This is a genomic window from Colwellia sp. BRX8-7 (genome assembly GCF_014077275.1).
GTDB lineage: Bacteria > Pseudomonadota > Gammaproteobacteria > Enterobacterales > Alteromonadaceae > Colwellia_A.
In genome coordinates, this window is the sequence record NZ_JACGVP010000005.1 from 238,037 (window position 1) to 263,428 (window position 25,392).

At 38.0% G+C, this 25,392-nt stretch carries 20 protein-coding genes; 13 read left to right on the top strand and 7 right to left on the bottom strand.

Translation table 11 applies throughout. From position 1 onward, the window contains the following. Window positions 1–103: 103 nt before the first annotated feature. Window positions 104–1,138 (bottom strand): LacI family DNA-binding transcriptional regulator, encoded by a 1,035-nt coding sequence (locus tag H4J57_RS07085; protein ID WP_182242352.1) that lies wholly within the window; start codon window positions 1,136–1,138, stop codon window positions 104–106. Between the two features lie 219 nt (window positions 1,139–1,357). Between H4J57_RS07085 and pgi the strand changes: the two genes are divergently transcribed. The 6 genes from pgi (at window position 1,358) to H4J57_RS07115 (ending at window position 11,195) form a co-directional block, all read left to right on the top strand. Continuing rightward, the gene (gene pgi, locus H4J57_RS07090; RefSeq protein WP_182221793.1) at window positions 1,358–2,998 is read left to right on the top strand and encodes a glucose-6-phosphate isomerase; all 1,641 of its coding nucleotides are present in this window, start codon (window positions 1,358–1,360) and stop codon (window positions 2,996–2,998) included. A gap of 434 nt (window positions 2,999–3,432) precedes the next feature. Next, complete coding sequence (locus tag H4J57_RS07095) at window positions 3,433–6,096, top strand: TonB-dependent receptor (protein ID WP_182242353.1); 2,664 nt, start codon at window positions 3,433–3,435, stop codon at window positions 6,094–6,096. 114 nt (window positions 6,097–6,210) lie between these two features. Then, the gene (locus H4J57_RS07100) at window positions 6,211–7,761 is read left to right on the top strand and encodes a tryptophan halogenase family protein (protein WP_182242354.1); all 1,551 of its coding nucleotides are present in this window, start codon (window positions 6,211–6,213) and stop codon (window positions 7,759–7,761) included. Between the two features lie 47 nt (window positions 7,762–7,808). Next, on the top strand, window positions 7,809–8,528 hold the full coding sequence (locus tag H4J57_RS07105; protein ID WP_182242355.1) for a SapC family protein: 720 nt from the start codon (window positions 7,809–7,811) through the stop codon (window positions 8,526–8,528). Between the two features lie 10 nt (window positions 8,529–8,538). After that, window positions 8,539–9,558, top strand: coding sequence for a cupin-like domain-containing protein (locus H4J57_RS07110; RefSeq protein WP_182242356.1), 1,020 nt, complete (start codon window positions 8,539–8,541; stop codon window positions 9,556–9,558). Window positions 9,559–9,647: 89 nt separating this feature from the next. Further along, window positions 9,648–11,195: a tryptophan halogenase family protein gene (locus H4J57_RS07115; RefSeq protein WP_182242357.1), complete on the top strand. Its 1,548-nt coding sequence runs from the start codon at window positions 9,648–9,650 to the stop codon at window positions 11,193–11,195. A gap of 44 nt (window positions 11,196–11,239) precedes the next feature. On the opposite strand, the gene H4J57_RS07120 is transcribed toward H4J57_RS07115, so the two are convergent. Beyond that, the gene (locus H4J57_RS07120; RefSeq protein WP_182242358.1) at window positions 11,240–12,343 is read right to left on the bottom strand and encodes a sulfotransferase family 2 domain-containing protein; all 1,104 of its coding nucleotides are present in this window, start codon (window positions 12,341–12,343) and stop codon (window positions 11,240–11,242) included. A 217-nt stretch (window positions 12,344–12,560) separates the two neighbouring features. Between H4J57_RS07120 and H4J57_RS07125 the strand changes: the two genes are divergently transcribed. From H4J57_RS07125 to H4J57_RS07145, 5 genes are all read left to right on the top strand, one after another. Next, complete coding sequence (locus tag H4J57_RS07125) at window positions 12,561–15,209, top strand: family 20 glycosylhydrolase (protein ID WP_182242359.1); 2,649 nt, start codon at window positions 12,561–12,563, stop codon at window positions 15,207–15,209. Between the two features lie 219 nt (window positions 15,210–15,428). Further along, a complete protein-coding gene (nagK, locus tag H4J57_RS07130; RefSeq protein ID WP_182213608.1) occupies window positions 15,429–16,322 on the top strand; it encodes an N-acetylglucosamine kinase in 894 nt (297 codons plus the stop codon). 44 nt (window positions 16,323–16,366) lie between these two features. Then, entirely contained in the window at window positions 16,367–17,500 is a 1,134-nt protein-coding gene (nagA, locus tag H4J57_RS07135) for an N-acetylglucosamine-6-phosphate deacetylase (protein ID WP_182242360.1), read from the top strand. 64 nt (window positions 17,501–17,564) lie between these two features. Continuing rightward, complete coding sequence (gene nagP, locus H4J57_RS07140) at window positions 17,565–18,857, top strand: N-acetylglucosamine MFS transporter NagP (RefSeq protein ID WP_070377171.1); 1,293 nt, start codon at window positions 17,565–17,567, stop codon at window positions 18,855–18,857. A 362-nt stretch (window positions 18,858–19,219) separates the two neighbouring features. Continuing rightward, complete coding sequence (locus H4J57_RS07145; protein WP_070375825.1) at window positions 19,220–19,441, top strand: TIGR02922 family protein; 222 nt, start codon at window positions 19,220–19,222, stop codon at window positions 19,439–19,441. Window positions 19,442–19,531: 90 nt separating this feature from the next. Here the strand turns inward: H4J57_RS07145 and ccmE are convergent, their stop codons facing one another. The 5 genes from ccmE to ccmA are packed head-to-tail and all read right to left on the bottom strand — an operon-like array spanning window position 19,532 to window position 22,442. Further along, a complete protein-coding gene (gene ccmE / locus H4J57_RS07150) occupies window positions 19,532–20,047 on the bottom strand; it encodes a cytochrome c maturation protein CcmE (RefSeq protein ID WP_070375826.1) in 516 nt (171 codons plus the stop codon). Next, complete coding sequence (gene ccmD, locus H4J57_RS07155) at window positions 20,044–20,319, bottom strand: heme exporter protein CcmD (RefSeq protein ID WP_182242361.1); 276 nt, start codon at window positions 20,317–20,319, stop codon at window positions 20,044–20,046. The genes ccmE and ccmD overlap by 4 nt, the downstream gene beginning before the upstream one ends. Beyond that, window positions 20,319–21,065, bottom strand: coding sequence for a heme ABC transporter permease (locus H4J57_RS07160; RefSeq protein ID WP_182221797.1), 747 nt, complete (start codon window positions 21,063–21,065; stop codon window positions 20,319–20,321). Before H4J57_RS07160 ends, ccmD begins: the two co-directional genes overlap by 1 nt. Continuing rightward, window positions 21,065–21,757, bottom strand: coding sequence for a heme exporter protein CcmB (ccmB, locus tag H4J57_RS07165; RefSeq protein WP_182172592.1), 693 nt, complete (start codon window positions 21,755–21,757; stop codon window positions 21,065–21,067). Before ccmB ends, H4J57_RS07160 begins: the two co-directional genes overlap by 1 nt. 10 nt (window positions 21,758–21,767) lie before the next feature. Then, on the bottom strand, window positions 21,768–22,442 hold the full coding sequence (gene ccmA / locus H4J57_RS07170; RefSeq protein ID WP_259366814.1) for a cytochrome c biogenesis heme-transporting ATPase CcmA: 675 nt from the start codon (window positions 22,440–22,442) through the stop codon (window positions 21,768–21,770). 366 nt (window positions 22,443–22,808) lie between these two features. Between ccmA and H4J57_RS07175 the strand changes: the two genes are divergently transcribed. After that, window positions 22,809–24,824, top strand: coding sequence for a heme lyase CcmF/NrfE family subunit (locus H4J57_RS07175; RefSeq protein ID WP_182242383.1), 2,016 nt, complete (start codon window positions 22,809–22,811; stop codon window positions 24,822–24,824). Beyond that, a complete protein-coding gene (locus tag H4J57_RS07180) occupies window positions 24,824–25,390 on the top strand; it encodes a DsbE family thiol:disulfide interchange protein (RefSeq protein WP_182242362.1) in 567 nt (188 codons plus the stop codon). The genes H4J57_RS07175 and H4J57_RS07180 overlap by 1 nt, the downstream gene beginning before the upstream one ends. Window positions 25,391–25,392: the final 2 nt, after the last annotated feature.

Genomic DNA, 25,392 nt, shown 5'->3' on the forward strand with positions numbered 1-25,392 from the left:
TTTACCGGTTGAATTACGGACAATCAACCTTGGTGTGTAATGATGAACACTGTCCGTTGAAAGGCCGGTTTGTTGTGGGTTATATATTGCGCTAAGATTTAACTCAATGAGCAATTATCAATGAGCTATGTTTAGCGGTTGAATCACGGACAATCAATCTTGGTGTGTAATGATGAACACTATTTTGAGGGGTTTGTTTACGCGATTTTGCAATCAATAAGTTGGCTGCATCTTCAGCGATTTTTTGGTTCGGCTGATTTGCTGTCGTTAAACGTGGCCATGTTTGGCGAGAGAAGGGCGAGTTTTCAAAACCAGCAATAGAAAGTTGATCAGGTATTGATATCCCCATTAACCGAGCGGCAAACAAAGCACCCGCCGCAATTTCATCGTTACATGAGAAAATAGCAGTTGGGCGAATATCTTCAGACATTAATTGCTTTGCGCCAAGTACGCCAGATTCAAAAGAATACTCGCCATTAATAATTAACCGCTCATCAAGTGCAATGCCATTGTCAGACAAGGCTTGTTTATAACCTCTTAAACGTTCAACAGTTGACATATGTGCTGCTTCACCGGCAATAAAACCAATGTGTTTGTGGCCTAAATCAATGAGGTGTTGAGTAATACTTACCGAAGCCGCATGGTCATTTACCATAATGCAGGGGGCTAATTCATCGGGTGCTACATCGCCAGACATTATCCGAACAACATCAACATTTAGGTCGATAATTTTTTGGACAAATTCAGGCATTTCAGAAAAAGGTGGAGTGAGCACTAAACCAGCGACTCGTGTCTTTCTAACCATGTCGGCAATTTCATCAAGTACATGTACTGATTTTGCTTGGCAAGGATGAATAAGTAATTCAAAACCTTGTTGTTTACAAGCCGCTAAAATACCATTTTGCATATCAATGACATAATATGCGTTAGGGTTATCATAGATAAAAGCAATGCTGTATGCCTTAGTACCCGCTAAGTTTCGTGCCGCTAAGTTGGGCTGATAATGTAAATCATTTACGGCTTCCATGACTTTATCTCGAGTCAATTGTCGTACAGATGATTCATTGTTCATTACTCTTGAAACGGTTTTTATCGAAACACCCGCTTGTTTGGCAACATCGTTTATTGTAGCTTTCATCGGTTAAAACAGCCTTGTGTATTATTCTTGTTATGTAACCCTACTGCAGCGCAACAGAATATTGTTTCTTTGGCACGGCGGCAACTACTTATTTTAAAATAACTCAAACCTTTATACTAATCTATAGAAATAAAGGATAAAAATTCAAATTGACAGCGCTGTCATTATCAAATATGGTACAACATTGAAGGGTTAAATTAATGCACTATAGGAATATTTATGTCAAGTCGTCAAACACTCAGTAGTTGGAAAAAGCTGACTCAGCTTGCTCAACAGAAACAATCTCAGCACATGAATGATCTGTTTGCTCAAGACAGTGAACGCTTTGACAAGTTTTCTATAGAGTTACCTAGATTACTGTTAGATTATTCAAAGAACCTCATTGATACTGAAACAATGGATACACTGTTCAATCTGGCTAGTGAATGTAAAGTCGTTGAATGGCGCGAAAAAATGTTTATTGGTGCAAAAATCAATAAAACAGAAGACCGTGCTGTTCTTCACACAGCTTTACGCCGTAAAAGCAAAGAGCCTCTCATTGTTGATGGTGAGAATGTCACCACCAGCGTTCAAGTACAGTTACAGAAAATGGAAGCTTTTGTTAATCATGTTCGTGAAGGTAAGTGGTTAGGTTATTCAGGAAAGCGTATTACTGATGTGGTTAATATTGGTGTTGGTGGTTCCAACCTTGGTCCACAGATGGTCACCGAGGCGTTAAAACACTACAGTGATAAAAGCATTAATGTTCATTATGTTTCTAATGTAGATGGCGCGCAAATCGTAGAAATACTTCGTCCGCTTGACCCAGAAAGAGTGCTATTTATTGTTTCCAGTAAAACCTTTACCACGACCGAAACTATGACAAATGCTAAAACAGCAATAAGGTGGCTTACCGCATCGTCGTTTGATGATAATGCGGTCGGTAAACACTTTGTTGCAGTAACAGCGAATAAAGAAAATGCCATGGGGTTTGGCATTAAAGAAGAAAACATCTTCGGGATGTGGGATTGGGTCGGAGGGCGCTTCTCATTATGGTCAGCAATCGGTTTAGCAATAGCGTTAGATCTGGGCTTTGATAAATTTATAGAATTGCTTGATGGCGCTAATGAAATGGACGAACACTTTCAAAGTGCACCACTAGAAAAAAATATGCCGGCAATAATGGCTTTACTCAGCGTTTGGAATACCACTTTTCTAGGAGCTAGATCTCAAGCGATCCTTCCTTACGATCAAACCTTACATATGCTCTCTGCTTATTTACAACAAGCTGAAATGGAGAGTAATGGTAAATCTGTTTCGTGGAATGGCGATGAAGTTGACTATGCCACCGTACCTTCTATATGGGGTGAACTGGGTATTAATGGTCAACATGCCTTTTATCAGTACCTGCATCAAAGTAATAATGTTGTACCAGCTGATTTTATTGGTTCGGTTGCCAGTGTTACGCCGGTGTCTGGTCATCACGAAACGTTAATGTCGAACTTTTTTGCACAGACACAAGCATTAATGACCGGCGTCAATGAAAAGCAAGTTCGTGCTGATTTAAAAGCAAAAGGACGGACAGCTGATTACATCGATAAGGTGGCTCCTCATAAAGTGCACAAAGGGAATCGTCCAACCAACACTATTCTTTTAAAACGTATAGATCCTAAGACGTTAGGCAACTTAATTGCACTCTATGAACATAAAATATTTGTGCAGGGTATTGTGCTGCAAATATGCTCTTTTGACCAATGGGGCGTTGAATTAGGTAAGGGCTTAGCAGAAAGTATTCATAAAGAGCTGCAAAGCGGTAATGTTTCGCCGAGTCATGATTGCTCTACGCTTAACTTGATGAACTATTATAATAAAGCTAAATAAGCTTTAATTTTACTTTAAAACGCTGATAAATTGTCAGCGTTTCTATTTTTGAAACAATGAAAATTAATAAAATTACCTTTTTAGACTTCATTAATGACATTAAATTATAGTATTCACTAAAGTAATTCTTTATTCATTAAACGTTACTTTAAATGAATAAAGCAGTGCTAAAAACGTATAATAATTGCTTGTGTGTACGAAAATAATACAGGGTGTTTACAAAAAAACTAAAATAAAACTCTATTGTTTACAGTTCGTTGCATTAAAGGTGCTGATTAAATCGTAATCAAGTGTAGCCAGATGGTCATTTATTGTGTAATGTTTTACCCGACCTATGACAACGCTGTCATGAATTAAAAAGACAGCGCTGTCTTTGATAGGGTTATAAAAACATAACTATTATATTTAAAAAAAACGTGTGTAAGGGAAAGTCGATGTCAATTCAAAAATTTAAAAAAGGCATGTTAGCGAGTTCAATCGCTCTAGTGCTAGCGGGCGGTGCTACACCATTCGCAATGGCTGCTGAAGAAGTTAAAGCTGCCGAGCAAGAAACTGAAGTAATTGAAGTTCGCGGTATTCGTGGTTCTTTGAAAGAAAATATCAATGCCAAACGCTTCGCTGATAGCGTTGTAGATGTTATTACTGCAGAAGATATCGGTAAATTTCCAGACAAAAACGTTGCTGAGTCGTTATCACGTATTACAGGTGTTGCTGTTAGTCGTGAGTTTGGTGAAGGTGAGAAAATTTCAATCCGTGGTGCTGGTCCAAAATATAACCGTACATTATTAAACGGTCAAACAGTGGGTTCTGCTGATTGGTTTATTCTTGATGAAGCTAACCGTAGTTTTAACTACACCATGTTGCCATCTGTAATTGTGAAAGGATTAGAGGTTCACAAATCAGCTACAGCATCAATGGATGAAGGTTCAATAGGTGGTACTGTTGTTTTAAATACACGACGTCCACTAGAAATGGATGCTAACAGTGTTAGCATTGGGTTAGAAGCACAATACTCTGATGTATCAGAAAAAACGGATCCGCTAGCTTCTGCGATGTATTCTTGGAAAAATGAAGACGAAAATTTCGGTTTTATGGTCTCTGCTGTAAAACAAGACCGTACACTTGAACGCCAAGGCTTTGAAGTTTTAGGCTGGCAAACATCACCCGATGATGACTTTATTGTTCCTGGTAATTTAGGTGCTCCACGTTTCCTTCAAGACCGTGAACGTTCAACAGTATTTGCTACGTTACAATACGCTCCAAGTGATGAATTGTTAGTTACATTTAATGCACTTCAATCTAAAATGGATGTCGATAACCAAAATGCTAACTTGCTTAATTTCCCAGCAAGAAATAGAGCGACAGCTATTGCCAATGCTACTAAAGTAAAAGATGGCGCTATTTTAGCGACATCAGATCCTTTAGGGCAAGCGTCTTATAATATGATCAACCGTGTTTCAAGCACTGAAACAGAGCAATACCATTTAGATATCGATTATGAAACAGACGATTATACTCTTAACTTTGAAATTGGTACTACAAAAGGTGAAGGCGGAACGATACGTGAAACATCTTGGGAATACAGTGCAGTAGAAGCAGGTTATGATTATGACCTAACAGGTAAGCCAACAGTTAACTTTGGTGTGGATCCTTCTGACGGTTCTGAATTTGCAGCTGGTTGGATTTGGGGTGGTGCTAAGCCCGCTGAAGATAAAGAATCATGGGTTCAGCTAGATCTTGAGGTGCCTGTTAACATAGGTGCATTCTCTACAGTTAAATTCGGTGTTAAATCAAGAGACGCTGAACGTTCACAAGATCGTGAAGTATATAGTTGGCATGCAACTCAAGCAACAGATCCTAATTCAGATTGGAATGGTACAATGCAATCTATCTTTGCTAGTTGTCCAACAATGGCTGATTGTGATTTAGATGCATTAGGTAGTGTAAATGTTGACACGGCAGCGGGTGGTAACATTGCCAATCAAATTGTACAAAATCGTTCTGTTATGGAAGCATTGGCTTTTGGTCCAGATGCTAGATATGCTAACCATGAAGGTTTAGGTGAAGTTTGGTCGGTTGAAGAAGATATAACTGCCTTATATGTTCAAGGTGATTTTTCTGGTGATGGTTTCCGCGGTAATGTAGGTCTTCGTTACGTTTCTACTGAGCAGACATCTTCAGGTTATGAATATTCAAATGATTCTTCAGGTTTACGTACTAAAAATGGTAGCTGGTTAAACCCTTCTAGTATTGAGTGGGTAAGTCAAGATAATGATTATGCTGAGTTCTTACCTAGCTTTAATATCGCTTTGGACCTTGCTGAAGATCAAATCTTACGTATTGGTGCTGCACGTGTAATGTCTCGTCAAAACTGGCAGGATATTTCAGGTAATGAATCTATGGGGGCGTTATCAACAACGGCTCAAAATACAGGTACTCGTGGTAACCCTCAATTAAGACCTACCATCGCAAACCAATTTGATATCTCTTATGAGTATTACTATGCAGACGCATCTTTATTTTCTGCAGCATACTTTGTGAAAGATCTTAATACATTACGTACTAGCACTATCGATACTCAACCTAGATTTTTTGAGAGAGAAAATCAGTTTGTTGATGTTGATTTCACTCAACCGGGTAATGGTTTTGGTGGATTATTAGACGGTGTAGAATTAAGTCTTCAGCATGACTTCGGTGGCTACGGTGCAAGTATTAACTACACTTATACAAATTCAGACGCAGATGAAGAGCGTGATGAAGCTAACCTTGGTTCTGGTTTAATTGAAGGTACATCTGAAAATTCATTGAACCTAACTGCATACTATGAAAATGATACTTTTGGTGCTCGCATCATGTATAACTATCGTAGTGCATGGTACAAAGGAATTAACTTCTCAGGTATTGAAGTTTATAACGATGACTTTGGTCAGTGGGATGCAAGTGCAAACTGGAACTTCAGTGAAAACGTAACATTTACGCTTGAAGCTGTTAACCTTGGTGATGAAGAAATCTTTGAATACAATGTTGATAAAGCACGTTTAGTATCACTATATTCGAACGGTCGTCGCTTTGTTGCTGGTGTACGTCTTAACTTCTAATTATTGAGTTAACATTGACATGACAAGTAAGTCGAGCTTAGGCTCGGCTTTTTTTTTCTAGTGAATATCTTATAAATATTACATATTTAATTTTAATCAGATTCAGAGAGTTGCATGAATTCACCAATAAAAAATATTGCGATCGTAGGCGGAGGAACAGCTGGTTGGTTAACTGCTTGTATACTTGCGAAACAATTAAATAATGCGAATGATGTAACAACAACTATTACCCTTATTGAGTCTGCTGATATACCACCTGTTGGCGTAGGTGAAGGTACAGTGCCCACCATGCGTCAGACATTGAGAATGATTGGAGTTAATGAAACTGAATTCATTCAAGAATGTGATGTTACGTTTAAGCAGTCAATTAAGTTTGTAGATTGGCTACATACGCCGAAATCAGGACATCACCACAGTTATCACCATTTATTTAATTACCCTCAAATTCCTGGCTTCGATCTCACGCCTTATTGGTTATTAAATAAAGGAAATGATAGCTATGCAAGTCATGTCAGCTTTCAAGAAACGATATGCGATTTACATTTAAGTCCAAAACGCATTACCGACAAAGAGTATGCTGGTACATTAGACTATGCTTATCACTTAGATGCAGGGAAATTTTCAAAATTCCTAGCGAAACATGGTTGTAAAAATTTAGGCATTAATCATCGAATATTGACTATTGAGGAGGTTGTTTTATTCCCTGACGGAAGTATCGAAAAACTAAGAGCAAAAGATAGTCAAACAGTAGATGCAGACTTTTTTGTTGATTGCTCAGGTTTCTCTAGTCGTTTAATGGGGCAAGCATTAAAGGTTAGTTTTGTCAGTAAAGCTCATCAGTTACTTGTTGATAATGCGCTTGCTATGCAAGTTCCGTATGCTGATGAAGAAAAAGAAATTCCACCTTATACCATTTCAACAGCTCATGAAGCTGGTTGGACATGGGATATAGGGCTTTCGAAAAGAAGAGGTGTCGGTTATGTTTATTCTTCAAATCACACATCCCATGATAGAGCAGAAGAAATTTTAAGAAATTATATCGGTGATGAGTCTGCTGATTTATCAGCCAGACGCATACCTATGGAAGTAGGGTACCGAGAAAAATTTTGGCACAAAAACTGTGTAGCGATAGGTCTTTCTGCAGGTTTTGTTGAGCCTTTAGAAGCAACGGCATTACTTATTGTAGAAGCTACAGCCAAGTTACTCGCCGAGAAACTCCCAACAACTACCCATGGAATGGTCTATGCTGAAAAATCATTTAATGATATTAGTCGGACAGCATGGGATAAAGTCATCGATTTTATTAAATTACATTACTTTTTAAGTAAACGACGCGATAACGAGTTTTGGTTAGATAATGTTAACCCCAAAACAGCACCTGATAGTTTATTAGAAAAGCTGGAATATTGGCGATTTAACTTACCCACCCAATCAGATTTTTCGAGTAAATATGAAGTGTTTCAATTAGAGAATTACCAGTACGTACTTTATGGTATGGATTTTATGACAGATCTTAGCCAAATAAGTGAACGTTATCCTCATATTGACCAAGCAAACAAAGCTATAAATAGAATTAAACAACATGCTTTGCAAGCCCAGAAAAGCTTAACGTCGCATCGAGATATTATTAATAAAATAAAAAAATATGGCATAAGCAAAATATAAGGTATTTTTTTGCTTATACCTCAACAGAAATTTAAGAGGATTTAACAATGACAACAATAAATATGATTCCACTAGATTCCGTTAAACATAAAAACTTACGTATAAATGTTGACCGTAACTATGCACACGTTAGTAATCAAAATATGACGCCTTTACTCGCTTCTGAGTTTATACCCGCATCAACAAATTTCCCTATTATTTTTGTTAAACAACAAGAAACAGGAAAATTCAAAAGTGTTGGTTTGTTAGGTCTTGATGCCGAAGAAAACTTAGTTTTTGCTAATAATAAAGTGCGTAGCAACTATATTCCCGTAAATATTAGGCGTTATCCTTTTGCTGCAGGTGGAAAAGTAGTGGATGAAAGTGAAATGATCTTATGTATCGATGAGAACAGTGCACTTTTGAATGAAAAAGAAGGTGTTCAAATTTTTGATGAAGATGGCAAGCCTTCAGAAGCAACTCAGCAAGTTACAAATATGCTTACTGACATTTTAGCGAAAGATGCAGCAACGGATATTTTTATTACCTTCTTAGTTGAAAATGACTTATTACAACCAGCAGAGGTAACACTTACCCTAGGTGAAGAAGGAGAACGACAGCTTAACGGGCTTTATAAAGTTGATGAAGAAGCACTAAACGAACTTTCAGATGATTTAGTATTAACACTTTACAAGCGTAAATATTTTGCAGCAATTTATGCTCATTTAGCATCCCTTAGTCAATTTGATCGTTTGTTACAGTTAAAGTCTAATTTTACCCCAGAGTAAGAGAGTACATATGTATAAAAGAGCCCTAAAAGGAATTGCTTGTTGGCATAATGTAACGCCTGAGGTATTTAAAGAAGAGATACTCCCCTTACATCAACCTGCAATTTTAAAGGGGCTAGTAAATGATTGGCCTGCTGTAAAGCAGGCGAAACAGAGTGTTGAAGGTTTATATCAATATTTTTCTGATTTATATATAGGTGGTGATATCCAATTTGCACGGATACCACCAGAAGAAAAAGGACGATTCTTTTATAACAAAGAAATGACTGATTTTAATTTCAAAAGAGAAGTTGGTCCACTAGATACCTTTTTCCGTGATGTATTAGCCAATAGTAAAGATAACAAAGCGGACACTCTTGCCTTACAAAGTGCGCCAGTTGCTGATTATTTTCCTGAATTTGAAAAGAATAATCCTTTTCAATTTTTTGATAAAAGTGTCCCACCGAGAATTTGGATTGGTAACGACGCCGTTGTATCTGCTCATTATGATGATTCAGAAAATATTGCTTGTGTTGTAAGTGGACAACGAACCTTTACCTTATTTCCTCCAGAGCAAATCGAAAATCTTTATGTAGGTCCTATGGATTTTACCCCCGCAGGGGCTCAGTTGAGTTTAGTTGACTTTAATGAACCTGACTTTGAGAAGTATCCTAAATTTCATCAAGCTCTTGATAATGCACTTGTTGCCGAGCTTGAACCGGGTGACGCTATCTATATTCCGATCCTTTGGTGGCATCATGTTCGGGCTAAGGGAGGCGTCAATGTATTAGTGAATTATTGGGAAGGTGGTTCTATTAATGGCAAAACTAAACCTGTTCCTGCTGATACGATATTAATGGCAATGCTTTCTATTCGTGATTTACCTTTAGTACAAAAGAATACTTGGAAAGCTTTATTTGATTATTTCATCTTCTCAGATCAACACGAAAAGTATGAGCATATCCCCAAAGAAATTAGAGGGATTTTAGAGCCTCTAGATGAGCAAACCAAAAAAGGGGTAAAGAAGTGGTTAATAGGACAACTTAAATAAATTGTTAAATAAGTAGTATGGCGTTAATAAATGAGTGTCAGGCGAATATCAGGCGAATATCAGGCGAATATACTCTGAAGGAATTATGAATGAATAAAGCGATAAAAAACATAGTCATTGTTGGTGGCGGCACAGCCGGTTGGATATCTGCAGCAATGTTAGCCAAACAGCATTGTAGTGGTAAAAATTCGAATGTTAGCATCACATTAATTGAATCAGACCAAATATCTACAATAGGCGTTGGTGAAGGTACTTTTCCAACAATGCGGAAAACATTGCGCACTATTGGTATTTCTGAAACTGAATTAATTAGACGATGTGACGCTACTTTCAAACAAGGCGCTAAATTTGTTAGCTGGCGCCTGAATGATAAAAAAGAATTTTATTATCATCCATTCAATGTACCCAGTGGTTATGGCCAGTTTGATATGGCTGCCTATTGGCAGAAGAAAGAAAACCAACAACAATATGGTCGATTTGCTGAAGCAGTAGATTTCCAAGACCAGATATGTGAAGCGGGACTTGCCCCTAAAAAAATAGTAACTCCTGAATATCAATCGATACTGAATTACGCTTATCATTTTGATGCAAAAAAAGTGGCTGATCTTATTAAAGAAAAAGCCATTGAGATGGGCGTTAACCATGTGGTTGATAAAGTTATTGACGTGAATTTAGATGATAATGGTTACATTGAATATCTGGGCTGTGAAAAAAGTGGACGAATCAATGGTGATTTATTTGTAGATTGTTCAGGATTTGCCGCAATATTGATTGATAAAACAATGAAAGTGCCCTTTATCTCGGCTAAAAAGTATTTGTTTAATGATTTTGCAATCGCAACGCAAATACCTTATGACGAAGGTGAAGATATTGCTTGTCATACAATCGCAACAGGACAAACCGCTGGCTGGACTTGGGATATTGGCTTAAGTAGTCGTAAAGGTATGGGATATGTATATTCAAGTGACCATACGAGCCATGAAGACGCGATTAAAACCTTTGCAGAGCATATTGGTCCTAAAGCAGAAGGGATGGATTTTAGAAAAATCCCTTTTACTTCAGGATATCGAGAAAAATTTTGGCATAAAAACTGTGTCGCTATTGGTTTGTCAGCTGGATTCTTAGAGCCCTTAGAAGCTTCAGCATTAATCTTGGTCGATAATTCTGTCGAGTGGATAAGTGAACGGCTACCGACTGACTTTAATAGTATGGAAATTATTGCTAAGCAATTTAATAATGGCTTTATTAAAAAGTGGGAAGCAATAATAGACTTTTTGAAACTGCACTATGTGCTTTCAGAAAGAACAGATGAAGCATATTGGCTTGATAATATTCAAAAAGAATCAATGTCAGATCGTTTACAAGATTTATTAGCGTTGTGGAAATATCATCCACCTCATATTAATGATACTGATGCTCAGTTTGATGTTTTCCCAATTGCGAGTATTCAATATGTTTTATATGGCTTGAATTTCAAAAGTGACTTAAGCAAACAAGACTATTTATATAATAATGATATGCTGGCTAAAAAGCACTTTCAGCAAAACTTGAAAATGCTCGATAAAATTAAAAGTAGCTTACCAAATCACCGTGAGTTTATTGAAACAATAAAGCTACATGGGCTACAAAAAATTTAAGTTAGCAATAAAGTGATAAACGTTTAGGGATGATCAAAAAGGGATTACCATTTGATTATCCCTTTTTTGATCACATCATCTTGTTGCAATGCTTCACCCATTAAAGGTGTTAGTGACAATTTTATACGTGGTTTCCCAATATCTAAACCCATTGACGGCTTTATTGTCGCTTCATCAATAGCTCTTGCCACAGCGATTATTTCGTCGATAGGGGAAGGCTTCTTAATTTGCTTAATTTGTTTGGCAAACTTTGTTGCTTTGAAATACAACGCGACAGATTTTTTAAATAGTTTCATCCAGTTTTTAGCGTATTCTCTGCCTGAACCGGTTGTTTTATGTAGATAAGTATTAAGCGTCACAAAGAATTTTTTGTTTTCTTCAATGAAGGTATTGTTCGTTAGTTCGATATCTAAGATGCAATTCCACATCGTGTAGGGAATGACAAAGTCTAACTTCCCACCTTGGTATTTAATTTTATTAATAGCGAGTTTTTGAGTTCGCTCTATGAGTTTAGCTTTACAATGCAGATATAGTTGAATATCAAGCTTGTTGGCAGTCAGTATTTTTTCTAAAACCTCTGATGGAATTTGCTTAACAGTTGGACGATTAATCGTTGCTCGTTTTACATCAATTGTCTCTGGCCAATCAAAATCACCTACTTCGCTAAAGTAACTTAAAGAGCGGTCATACTCTTCAAAAATCCCAACATGAATATCTAAAATATCAATTGACTCAATAATCTCTAATGCTCTCTTTTCTGTTAATTGACTTTCAGAATAGATCCTTTGCCCATCAAGAAATTTAAGCATGTAATTCGAGGTTTGAACGTTGTCTACATAGGCTGAAAAACTATCAGGTTTAGTCGTTAGGAAGTCCATGAATTCATGGTTATTTCTAATGTAATAATACTCAGATATCAGTCTGTCAACTGGGTGTCTAAGCATCATAAAAATAAATTCTTCTTGATAGGTTTTATTATTTTTATTATCAAAAATATCACCACAAGTAGATGTTTTTGTGTCGAAATCTAAATGACGGTAGTGATAGTCAAGTGGTGTTTGCCACTCTGTACCTTTCATCACACAATTAATACTGGTGCCACCTGTTTTGGGAATATGAATAAATATTGGTTGTTGTTTACTGTTCATAAAATAATTCTCTAAAGTCGGGGCTAACAAAATATTAAATCAAAGCTAATTGGTATCCTACAATATTTATAACAAAAATATTGTCGATTTTCCTAACTATTATATTTTGTAGTACATTTGTTTTGACAGCGCTGTCAAAATAAGAGATTGTAAGCCTATCCAAAGTTGAAAATTATTTTTCACACCAAACGTCAACAGCATGTGAGTCTTATAAATAATGAATAGAAAACTTCTAGCACTGTTAATTACTGCAACCTCGACATTAATCGCTTGTGGACCGAAACCGGATTCAATGACCGATGCTTTACCTGTAATAACAACACATAACAGCCCAGTAAGCGCGACTCAAATTGATATCGACAAGATCGCTGAAACGCTCAATGTTAAGTATAAAGTATTGACCAATATACCCAGTGATAAGTGTGATATAAATATCGCCGACGGTAATTGCTTTGAAGTTGAGCTAAGTTTCACTGCGACTCAATCTATAACTAGTAAAGATTGGCATATTCACTTTAGCCAAATTGCGCCTATTCAATCTTTTGAAAGTGATGAATTTTCTGTTGTTCATATTAATGGCGATTTACATAAAATATCGTTGAATGATAAGTTTAAAGGCTTTACTGCAGGTGAAACCAAAACCTTATTGTTTAGAGCTATGTTTTGGTCGTTGTCTGAAACAGATGCTTTACCTAACTACATTGTCAGTGCAAATAATTTACAGCCACGCGTTATAGCCAGTACCAAGCCATATTCAAACAGTGAAACAGGATTAGAAGTACTGCCTTATGTGGTGCCGTTCACTGATGTTGAAAAGCAGTTTAAACGCACCGCCCAAGATTCTACTCAGTGGCTTGATGCGGCAAGTTTATATCAAAGAAATACTCAATTAGGTGAGCAAAAGCTCGATGTGAGCAAGGTGATTATACCTACGCCGAAGTCGGTTATTTATAGTAAGAATAATGCTCAGCTTAGTCTTACTTCTGGTATTAATCTTGATTATGGTAATGTCGACAAAGATGATGTTATCGTAGCCATTACTCGCTTAGACACCTTAGGTATTGCTAATAATACTCAAGGCAAGCCTGTCACGTTAAGACTGCTTGAAGACAACAGCAAAATGATTGGCAGTTACCAATTAGACATCACCACAACAGATATTAAGATCACAGGTGTTGACGGCGCTGGTGTTTTTAATGGCTTGCAATCACTATCAAGCTTAATCACCTTAGGTTCAACGCAAGTACCTGTGTTAACGGTTAATGATGAACCTCATTATGAGTTTCGCGGTTTGTTAATTGATGTTGCGCGTAACTTTCACGATAAGACCTTTATTTTAACCCTGCTTGATCAAATGGCAGCTTATAAACTTAATAAGCTACATTTACACTTAGGTGATGATGAAGGCTGGCGATTAGAAATCCCCTCGCTCCCCGAGTTAACCGAAGTGAGTAGCAGGCGCTGTTTTGATTTAAACGATAAAAATTGTTTATTACCACAACTGGGCGCGGGTATTGACCCTAAAAGTGAAGTCAATGGTTATTATTCTGTGGCTGACTATCAAGAGATATTACAAGCAGCAACGGCTCGCCATATTCAAGTGATCCCCTCTTTAGATATGCCCGGGCATTCGCGTGCCGCAATTAAAGCGATGGCAGCGCGTACCAAGAAATACGCTATAGCTGAGCAAGATGACAAAGCAAAACAGTTTATCCTCCATGATGCTAATGACCCAACGGTCTATTCATCCGTGCAATTTTACAATGATAATACCATCAACGTTTGCTTAGAGTCTTCTTACGACTTTGTGACTGAAGTGATGACTCAAGTTAAGAAAATTCATGCTGATGGTGGTCAACCGTTAACGCGTTATCACATTGGCGCAGATGAAACTGCGGGCGCTTGGATAGAGTCTCAAGCCTGTAAAGACTTTATTGCCAATAACGATAAAGGTGTTAAAAAAATGAGTGAACTTGGTGCTTATTTTATTGAGCGTGTTGCTGGTGTTTTATCCGCATTAGACATAGAAACCGCAGGTTGGAGCGATGGTATGGAGCATACCCGTAAAGAAAATATGCCGGCTATTGTTCAGTCGAACGCTTGGGATACGTTAGCGTGGGGAGGTCATAACAAAACCCATCAATTAGTCAATAGAGATTGGCAAGTTGTGCTGTCATCACCCGATGTACTTTATTTTGATTTCCCTTATGAAGCTGATCCCAAAGAACATGGTTATTATTGGGCCTCTCGCCACACTAACACCGAAAAAGTCTTTCAATTCATACCCGACAATTTACCTATTCATGCGGAGTTTTGGTTGGACCGTCAAGACAATCCTTATCAAGCCGATGATAGCCAAACCCCGATGAAGTTAGGTAATCGTTTCCTCGGTATCCAAGGGCAGTTATGGAGTGAAAATACTCGTACTGACCATACGGCGCAATATAAATTATTTCCACGACTGTTTGCTTTAGCCGAGCGTGCATGGCACTTAGCTGATTGGGCAGTTCCTTATAATTATCAGGGGGCTAAATACAGTCAGGCAACTAAATTTTTTACTGCAGAGAAAAAAGCCCTGCGCGATCAACAGTGGCAATTATTTGCGAATACTATCGGTCAAAAAGCCTTAATTAAATTAGAAAATGATAACATTTTTTATCGATTACCTACCGTAGGTGCCATCGTAAAAGAAGGGAAACTTTATGCCAATATTGCTTTTCCTGGTATCGCTATTGAGTATCAAGTATCGGCGGGCAATTGGACTCGTTACCAAGGGCCAGTAGCTATCGAGGGCACAGTAAACGTTCGCAGCATTAGCTTTGATGGACAACGTAAAGGTCGGGCAGTAACGATTAATAACCACTAATTTATGGTTTACGCTCTTGGCGGGCTAGTTAATAAAGCCCGCTTAATCAGACTATTCATTATTTATTTTGTAATAGAAAAATAAAAAAAGCATTTTTATTAAAAAAACAAATGACAACGCTGTCATTTGTCGTTAAGATAAAATCAGATTACATTTTAGACACTGGCTGTTTATTAAGCATTGTGATTAAAATAATAAATATAGAGACATGAGGTCAACATGCTGAGCAGCAGCGGCAACAACGAAATATTCTTAGGCATAGATGGCGGTGGCAGCAAATGTAAAGCTATCCTAATGTCGAATGATAATAAAATATTAGGTACTGGCATTGCGGGGCCTGCTAACCCGTTGCACGGTTATGAACAAGCTATAAATTCAATTGCTGAGTCGGCTAAATTAGCACTTAAAAATGCCGGAATTGATGAAAGTGAGCTCGGTAATATAATTGCCGGTGTTGGTCTTGCTGGGGTGAATTTACCGGTTTTATTTGAGCAAATGTCAAACTGGCAGCATCCGTTTAAAAAGATGTATCTTGCCACTGATTTACTTATTGCTTGTCTTGGAGCTCACGATGGTAAAGACGGTGCAGTGATGATAACGGGGACTGGTTCATGTGGCTTTTCATATGTTGATGGCCATCCTTATATTGTTGGCGCTCATGGTTTTCCTCATGGGGATAAAGGTAGCGGTGCATGGTTTGGGTTACAGGCAGCAAAACAATCTTTGTTATCACTCGATGGATTAATTCCTCATTCATCCATTAATGACAAAGTATTAGCGTTATTAAATGTCAAAGATGATGTTGAATTAGTCGAAGTGATTGCTGGTAAGCCAGCCGCTTTTTATGCCCGTATGGCTAATTTGGTTTTTGACTCTGCAGAAGAAGGTGACAAAATTGCGTTAGATATTGTTGCACAAGGCGCTGAATATATTAGCCATGTGGCCAGGCAGTTATTAAAGCAAAATCCACCTGCCATTGCATTAATTGGTGGCTTAACACCAAGAATAAAGCCTTGGTTAGATAAAGATATTAAACGACAACTGATCGAGCCAAAGCATCCACCAGAAGTTGGTTCAGTAATTTACGCTAAACAACAACTTGCTTTACAGTAAAACCTAGCCAATTAATTGATAGAATTTAAGGAACAAGCATTGCTATGACTATATTTCGTCTTTACGTTAAAAAATTATTTGATGGGCAAAATTTTATTGACCATCAAGTGTTAACGATCACCGATGGAAAAATCACAGCATTTGATAATAATATCTCTGACGTTGATGATGTGCTTGATGGTTTAGTGGTCCCAGGCTTTATTGATCTACAGGTCAACGGAGGTGGAGGTGCACTATTTAACGACTCACCATCATTAAAAAACATTAAAACTATCATGGCCGCTCATGCCAAGTTTGGTACTACAGCGATGTTACCTACCCTTATAACCGATAAAATATCAGTGATGCAACAGGCTGCAGAAGCAATGGCAGAAGCAATGGCAGAAAAAACACCTGGTATTATTGGTATTCACTTTGAAGGCCCACATTTATCTGTTGCTAAAAAAGGGGCACATATCGAAGAGCACATTCGCGCCATTTCACCACAAGAGTGGCAAGTGCTTGAACGTAAAGATATTGGGCAAATACTGGTGACACTTGCCCCTGAAACGGTAAATGTTGATGACATTGCTCGCATGGTTTCGTTGGGTATTAAGGTGTGTTTAGGCCACACCAATGCTGATTTTAACACCGCACAAAAAGCGTTAGAAGCGGGTGCTGACGGATTTACTCATTTGTATAATGCTATGTCGGCAATACAGGGCAGAGAGCCGGGTGTAACGGGGTGTGCTTTGCTCAACGATCAAGCAAGTTGTGGCTTAATTGTTGATGGTCATCATGTTAATTACGAGAGCTGTAAATTAGCGCTGAAAACTAAACCTGCAGGAAGGGTTTTCTTAGTAACTGATGCAATGCCACCGGTAGGTACAAGCGATGTTGAGTTTACTTTAGTTGGTAAAAAAGTGCGGCTTAACAATGGCAAGTTAACGTCAACAACAGGGGAGTTGGCAGGGTCGGTGCTGAATATGGCGCAAGCAGTAGCTAATACTCATTTAGGCCTGAGGTTACCTTTAGATGAAGCGCTTAGAATGGCCTCAAAATACCCGGCCAATTATATTAAGCAAAGTGATATTCGTGGCAGTTTAACAATAGGTAGTCAAGCTGACTTTGTTGAGCTTAACGATAATTTTACCGTGAAATCGACATGGATCTCTGGGCAAGCTATTTATAGAAACTAACTAACTTAACCTATCATAAAACAATAATAACAAGATAAATATTGAGGAATATATGGAACAGATAATAACAAGTGATAAACCAAAAAGTAATGCACTTCCGATGGCAATTGTCGCGGTACTCTTTTTTATACTAGGCTTTGCGACATGGCTTAATGGGTCATTAATGCCCTACCTTAAACAAATACTCCAGCTGACACCATTTCAAGCATCACTAATATTATTCTCTTTTTACATTGCCGTTACTTTTACTGCACTGCCGTCAGCAACGATTATTCGTAAAGTAGGCTATAAAAATGGTATGGCTTTGGGAATGGCCACCATGATGGTAGCTGGCTTATTATTTATTCCTGCTGCTCAAACCCAAATTTTTGCTTTGTTTTTGTTTGCTCAGTTAGTGATGGGCTCGGGAATTACTTTATTACAAACAGCTGTTAATCCTTATGTTGTCCGTTTAGGACCTGAAGAATCTGCTGCAGCACGTATTAGTGTTATGGGAATTTTAAACAAAGGTGCCGGTGTTATTGCGCCTTTAGTCTTTACCGCCTTAATTTTGAGTGGCTTTGAAGGTCATTCAACCGAAGTACTAACCCAAGCCAGTATTGATGAGATGGCTAACTCGTTGGTACTTCCTTATTTAGGTATGGCGATTTTCATTGGTTTACTCGGTTTTGCTGTGAAAAAATCATCACTTCCAGAATTACCCAGTGAAGATGAGGAAGAAGGAGCAAATAGCAAAGGACATATTAAAGAAGCATTATCTCACCCCAATCTAGCATTAGGTGTATTAACTATCTTTTTCTACGTTGCGGTTGAAGTAATAGCCGGCGACACAATAGGTACGTTTGCCTTGTCTCTAGGTGTTGAAAATTACAGCATAATGACCTCATACACTATGATATGTATGGTGGTAGGTTACATATTAGGTATCTTTTTAATTCCTCGTTTTATTTCTCAACAAAAAGCCTTAACTGTTTCAGCCCTGCTGGGGTTGGTGTTAAGTTTAGGTGTGGTCTTTGGTGACAATAATTCATACGCTATCGCTAATATAATTCTTGTTCCTTTTGGAGGGGCAGAACTACCTGATACCTTGATGCTTATTGCATTGCTTGGTTTAGCTAATGCGATTGTTTGGCCTGCTGTTTTCCCATTAGCACTCTCTGGAATGGGGAAATTAACCAGCGTGGGCTCGGCATTATTAGTTATGGGTATTTCAGGAGGAGCATTTGGTCCACTATTTTGGGGCTTGGCAAGCGGTTCATCACTCGGTCAACAAGGGGGTTATATTGTGATGTTACCTTGTTATTTATTTATTCTATTTTATGCGCTTAAGGGCCATAAAATGAAAAGTTGGAAATAATATAGATTCTCTGGACAGTTTCTAAATATTTTAAAAAATTTATCCACATGGATATCCGATCTCACTAGTTGAGGATGCGTTAAACGATCTAATTTGATCGACCCTGGGTTTTATACTCAGGGTTTTTTTTTACTTAAAATTTACAGCAAGATACAACAATTGCTTAAAGATAACTCCGAGTTAACTTATTATTAACTTAACTTGTTGATTTAATTGTATAATTAGCTTTGTGTTTTTTGCTGTGTTACTTTGTTTGGATACAAGGTTTACTGATTTTTTATTTTTAGCCATTGCTGAACAATAAAGTTTATAAGTGACTTTAACTTGATAAATTTATAACTCAACAATAATAAGAGTGAATAATGCAAATCTACCAAGAAAAGATAGTAACCTTGATTTATTACAGTGATGACTCCCTAGAACTTTTACATAAGATTGAATCATTTTTACAATCTGCAGAAGGGCGTGTGGTTATTCCTGAAAGCTTTAAGAAAGGTAAGTCGATTATTGCTGTTTGTGAAGGTGAGATTAACATTCTTAATAAAATCGGTGATCGTATTATTTCGGCTTATGATGTTGCTTAGCTAAACGATTAATCGTTTAAATTTTACAATAAAAAACGCTACACCAAGACAAATATAATATTTATCTTGGTGTAGCGTTTTTGTTTTTTACTAGTAGGTTTTCTTTTCTAACTGTTCTTTACTGTAACTGGGTTTTTGATGCTTTTCACCCATGTCATCAGCTAATTCTTTCGGTATGTAGTTCTCGTCATGTTTAGCTAATACTTCAGAGGCTTCAATAAAATTGCCATTAACTAACATACCATTTGCGACTATACCTTGGCCTTCACGAAATAAATCAGGCAGTATGCCGTCATAATGTACTTTAATGACAGGGTCAGAATCATTAAAAACTATTGGCATTCTCATATCTACAAGTTCAAAAGTCACGTCTAAACTTGATGGGTCACGCTTAACACTTCCAGGTACCACTAAACCACCAATGCGAAGACGTTGGCCGTCAATAGGTTTTATGCCGGTATCATCTTTACCCTGATATATTTCAGAGGGTTTATAGAAAAGATCTATATTTTGACTTAATGCATAAAGCACAAATCCAGCAACGACACTTAGGCCGACTAAAATAGATATAACGATGGTTAAACGTTTCTTACGACGTGGATTCATGAAACAACCTTATTAGAGTTTTTGGGTAAATTTTTTAAAACTGCGTTCTTGCTATCAGTTTGCTCTGCTTGCGCCGAATTTTGTTGAGCCGCTTTGCGTAACTTCTTCTCGCGCTGTAAACGAAGTGCTATTTTTTGTTTAACCTTTTTATGGTTGCTAAGACTGCTATAAATTAACGCGGCTAATAAAAAAGCACTAACGCCATAAGATAACCAAACAAAAAAAGCATAACCGCCCATATCAAAAAAGGCTGAAATACTATCAAACTGCATTATTTAATGCCCTCTGCGGTGATCAATTCACGTACCCAAGGACGCATACTATTACGTGCTAATATTTCGGTACGAAAACGGATAGAAATAACAAATGTTACCAACATGGCGATACCTAAAAAGCAGATAACAAATGGCCAGAACATATCCATACTCATTGAGGGAGCACTCATTTTACTTACGGTTGCTCCTTGATGAAGGGTATTCCACCATTCGACAGAATACTTAATAATAGGAATATTGACAACGCCAACGAGTGATAGAATGCCTGCGGCTTTACCTGCAAGGTTTTTATCCTCAAAGGCATTGTGTAAAGCAATAACACCTAGATAGAGAAAAAGTAACACTAATTCAGACGTTAAGCGCGCATCCCATATCCACCAAGTTCCCCACATAGGTTTACCCCAAGCGGCGCCGGTAAATAATGCTATAGCGGTAATAACAGCTCCCACGGGTGCCATGGCTGCCGCCGATGCATCAGCCAGCCTGAACTGCCAGACTAAACTACAAAAAGCCGCTGATGCCATAGCTAAATATATACTCATTGATAATATAGCTGTTGGCACATGGATATAAAAAATTCTAAAACTGTCACCTTGTTGATAATCAGCTGGCGCAAAAACTAACGCCCAGATAACGCCAATAGTGAGTAAAGTGATCGTAATCTTTGCAATCCAAGGTAATAGTTTACCGACAAAGCGATACGACACTTCAGGATTTGCATAAGGATGTAGCCATTTCCACATTAGTTAGTACTCACTTTTAATGCTGCACTAACAGCAAAAGGGGCTAAGGTTAACGAGCCAAAAAACAATGCGGCAATTATAGCAAGTTGTCCGCTGTAAGGTAAGTTCATTGCCGCAGTATCTATGGCACTTGTCGCAAAAATCAATATTGGAATATACAGCGGTAAGACTAATAAGCTGAGTAATACGCCACCTTTTTTAATACCTACCGTTAGCGCAACACCAATAGCACCGAGTAAACTGAGCACGGGGGTACCGAGTAATAACGTTAGCATTAATGCGCCATAGCTATTTTCATCTAAATGTAACAATACGGCAAGTAACGGCGCAATAAAAATAAGGGGTAAGCCAGTAACCAACCAATGTGCAATAATTTTAGCAAGCACTAATATAAATATGGGATGAGGGCTCAGCATCATTTGTTCTAAGGAACCATCTTCGTGATCAGATTTAAATAAGCGGTCGAGTGATAATAATGTCGCAAGTAAAGCCGCAACCCAAATAATTCCCGGTGCAATGCGCGCTAAAGTTGTCGACTCAGGACCAATACCCAGTGGAAATAAAGTAACGACAATAATAAAAAATAACAGTGGATTAATAATATCGTCGCGATGACGAAAGGCAATTGTAAGATCTCTTTTGATGATTAAGCTAAAAGCGGACGTATATGATAAATTATGAACGGTTGTCATGTTATTATCTCTAATAAAATCGGTAATCTAAAGTGATTTTTTTCACCTTATCTTCAGGATATGATAAGTCTTGGTGTGTGGTCAAAATAACACAGCCACCACGCTGAGCATGTGCGAGAAACAATTGCTCTAATGTATTGACACCACGCTTATCGATGGCGGTGAAAGGTTCGTCTAATATCCAAATAGGCGCGGTACTTTGCCATAAACGTGCAAGTGCAATACGCCGATGCTGCCCGGCACTTAAATGTGAGGCAAGGGCATCTTCAAAACCTAACAAGTTTACTTTTTCTAACGTTTCTTCTGCTGTTGAAATGTCATTGCCATGCAAGGCAAGATTAAACACTAGATTCTCTTGAGCGGTCATTTCACCTTTGACGCCCGGTAAATGTCCTAAATAGAGTAAGTTTTGATGAAAGGTATCGCTATGGTCAACAATATTTTCTTGTTGGAATAACACGCTACCGTCATAGGGTTGAGATAAACCGGCTAAAATACGTAATAAGCTAGTTTTACCTGATCCATTTGGGCCTTCCACCTGTATAATATCACCGCTAGATACTGAAAAATTAAGTGCTTCAAATAATATTCTATCTTCACGAATACAAGTTAATTCGTTAGCACAGAGCAATACTTGTTTATTCGCTCGTTCGTTCGGTGGTTGAATATTTTGAGAGTTTGCCAAAAGAATCACTTTTTGAATAATTTAAATACCAAATTTATGGAACAACTATTAACGTAATTTGCTACATAAAGAGTTGATTTAGATCGTAATACCAAGTTGGGTATTATCATACTATATCGGTCGGTAAAGGCTAGCCCTAGCAATGAGAAAATTAATCATTTATTTTCGTATTACATTGATGAAATTACTCACCATATAGTGCTAGAATTACCAAAATTTTTAGTTTGAATTGTTTTTCTTTAACTTGCTATTTACCGTTAATTGAACAACAAACTCACTAAAACGCCATATTAATGGTGTCTTTAATTGATAATTTTTGTATTCAGTAAATACGCTGAATCGGAGAAAGTAATGATCCCTGAAGTAATGCTCCCTGAGTTAGGACATTTCGCCCTTATAATTGGTTTAGCTTTTGCAATATGTTTAAGCATTATTCCATTAGTAGGATTGGCAAGTAATCAAGAGCGATTAGTCGGCTATGCTAAACCCTTAACCTTCGGTATGTTTGCCTTTACTACCATTAGTCTTATTATTCTCGGTTGGAGCTTTGTCGTTGACGATTTTTCCGTCAAATATATTGCAGGTCATTCAAATTCTTTTTTACCTTATTATTTTAAAATAAGTGCCGTCTGGGGTGGGCATGAAGGTTCGCTGTTGTTGTGGGTTTTTTCACTCACTGCTTGGACTGCCGCCGTTGCTAAATTCAGTAAAGGCATCGACGAAGCCTTTATTGCTAGGGTATTAGCGGTATTGGGTATGATAGCTGTTGGCTTTATGCTGTTTACGTTATTAACCTCTAACCCCTTTGAACGCTTATGGCCGATGGTCCCCACAGAAGGTCGCGATTTAAACCCATTACTACAAGATATTGGCTTAATTATTCACCCGCCGATGCTTTACTTAGGTTACGTCGGTTTCTCTGTCGCTTTTGCTTTTGCTGTTGCTGCGTTAATGTGTGGCAAGTTAGATGCTGCTTGGGCTCGATGGGCAAGACCTTGGACTGTTGCCGCATGGATATTTTTAACTTTAGGTATCGCTTTAGGTAGTTGGTGGGCTTATTACGAACTTGGCTGGGGCGGATGGTGGTTCTGGGATCCAGTAGAGAATGCTTCCTTTATGCCATGGTTGGTTGGTACGGCACTTATCCATTCATTAGCGGTAACTGAAAAACGTGGTACGTTCAGGAATTGGACCGTGTTATTAGCAATATTTGCCTTTAGTTTAAGCCTGTTGGGGACTTTCTTAGTACGTTCAGGTGTTATCACTTCTGTACATTCGTTTGCCGCAGACCCTGGTCGTGGTTTATTTATTTTATTATTACTGGCGATTGCGGTCGGTGGTTCATTAACACTTTATGCCTTTAGAGCAAGTACAGTGCAAACGTTTAGTCGTTTTGCCTTGTATTCTCGTGAAACGGCACTGCTTATTTGTAATATTATCTTAGTTGTGGCAACGGTTACTGTTTTATTGGGCACCTTATATCCGTTGTTGGTTGATTCTATGGGCTTAGGAAAAATTTCTGTTGGGCCTCCGTATTTCAATGCGGTGTTTGTGCCGATCATGAGTTTGCTTTTTGTTGTCATGGGAATTGGTCCGTTAATTCGCTGGAAAAAAGCTAAGCAAGGTGAATTGCGCAAACAAATGATGAGTCCACTAGTGATCAGCGTTATTGTTGGTCTTGCTTTCCCATTTTTATACGGTGGTGAATTTGTGCCCTTGGTTAGTATGGGTATAGGTTTAGCCTGTTGGGTTTTTCTGGTCGTTCTTAAAGAATTAACGAATCAAATAAACTCGGGTAATGACAAAGGGAAATTTTCTAAGCTGACATTAAGCCAGTGGGGCATGACCTGTGCTCACATGGGGATAGCGATCACTATCGTTGGTGTAACGATAGTCTCTGTTTATGAAAGTGAAACTAACGTAAAAATGCACATTAATGAAAAAGTTCAAATTTCTGATACCGATTATGAAATCGCTTTTAAAGGTATTAAGCAAGTAAAAGGTGCTAACTACAGTGCCGAACAAGGTCAGATAGAAGTGTACAATAATGGTGATTTTGTTACGCTTTTGAAACCTGAACGTCGCACATACTTAGTACAGACCATGGGAATGACTGAAGCGGGTATTGACCCAGGTTTATTCCGTGATATTTATGTGGCATTAGGTGATCCCTTAGAAGGAAATGCTTGGGCAGTTCGTGTTCATTACAAACCCTTTGTTCGTTGGATATGGTTGGGGGCAATATTTATGTCGTTTGGTGGGTTTTTAGCGATATTAGACAAGCGCTACCGTCGTAAAAAAGTCAGTAAGACCACCAATAAAAAGTCAATAAACACAGCTAGCGCTGATGAACTAGCAACAAATAATCAGGGAAATGCGTAATGGGTAAGTTAATTCGTTTAATTCCACTGATATTGTTTATTGCTTTAGGGGCTATTTTATTTCGCGGTTTATCGCTTAATCCGACTGAACTGCCTTCGGCGTTGATTGGCAAAAATTTCCCTGAGTTCAGTTTACACTCGGTATTAAACGCTGATCGAACTGTTACGACAGCTGACTTTAAACCGGGTATAAAACTGGTGAATGTTTGGGGAACTTGGTGTCCATCGTGTCGTTATGAGCACGAATACTTGAACGAATTGTCTAAAACAAATCGTTTTACTATTTATGGTTTAAATTATGATGATCAACGTGTTGATGCGGCAAAATGGTTAACCGAGTTAGGTAATCCTTATCAATTCTCGGCCTTTGACGAAGAGGGAAAATTAAGTGTTAATTTAGGTGTATACGCAGCACCAGAAACTTTTGTGGTTGATCACAGTAATATTATTCGCAAACGTTATGCGGGTCCATTAACTCCACAAGTTTGGCAAAACGAATTTGAGCCACTTATCACTCAAATAGAAGCAGAATTTTTAGCTTCGTCAACGAGCAAAGGAAGCCAGTAATG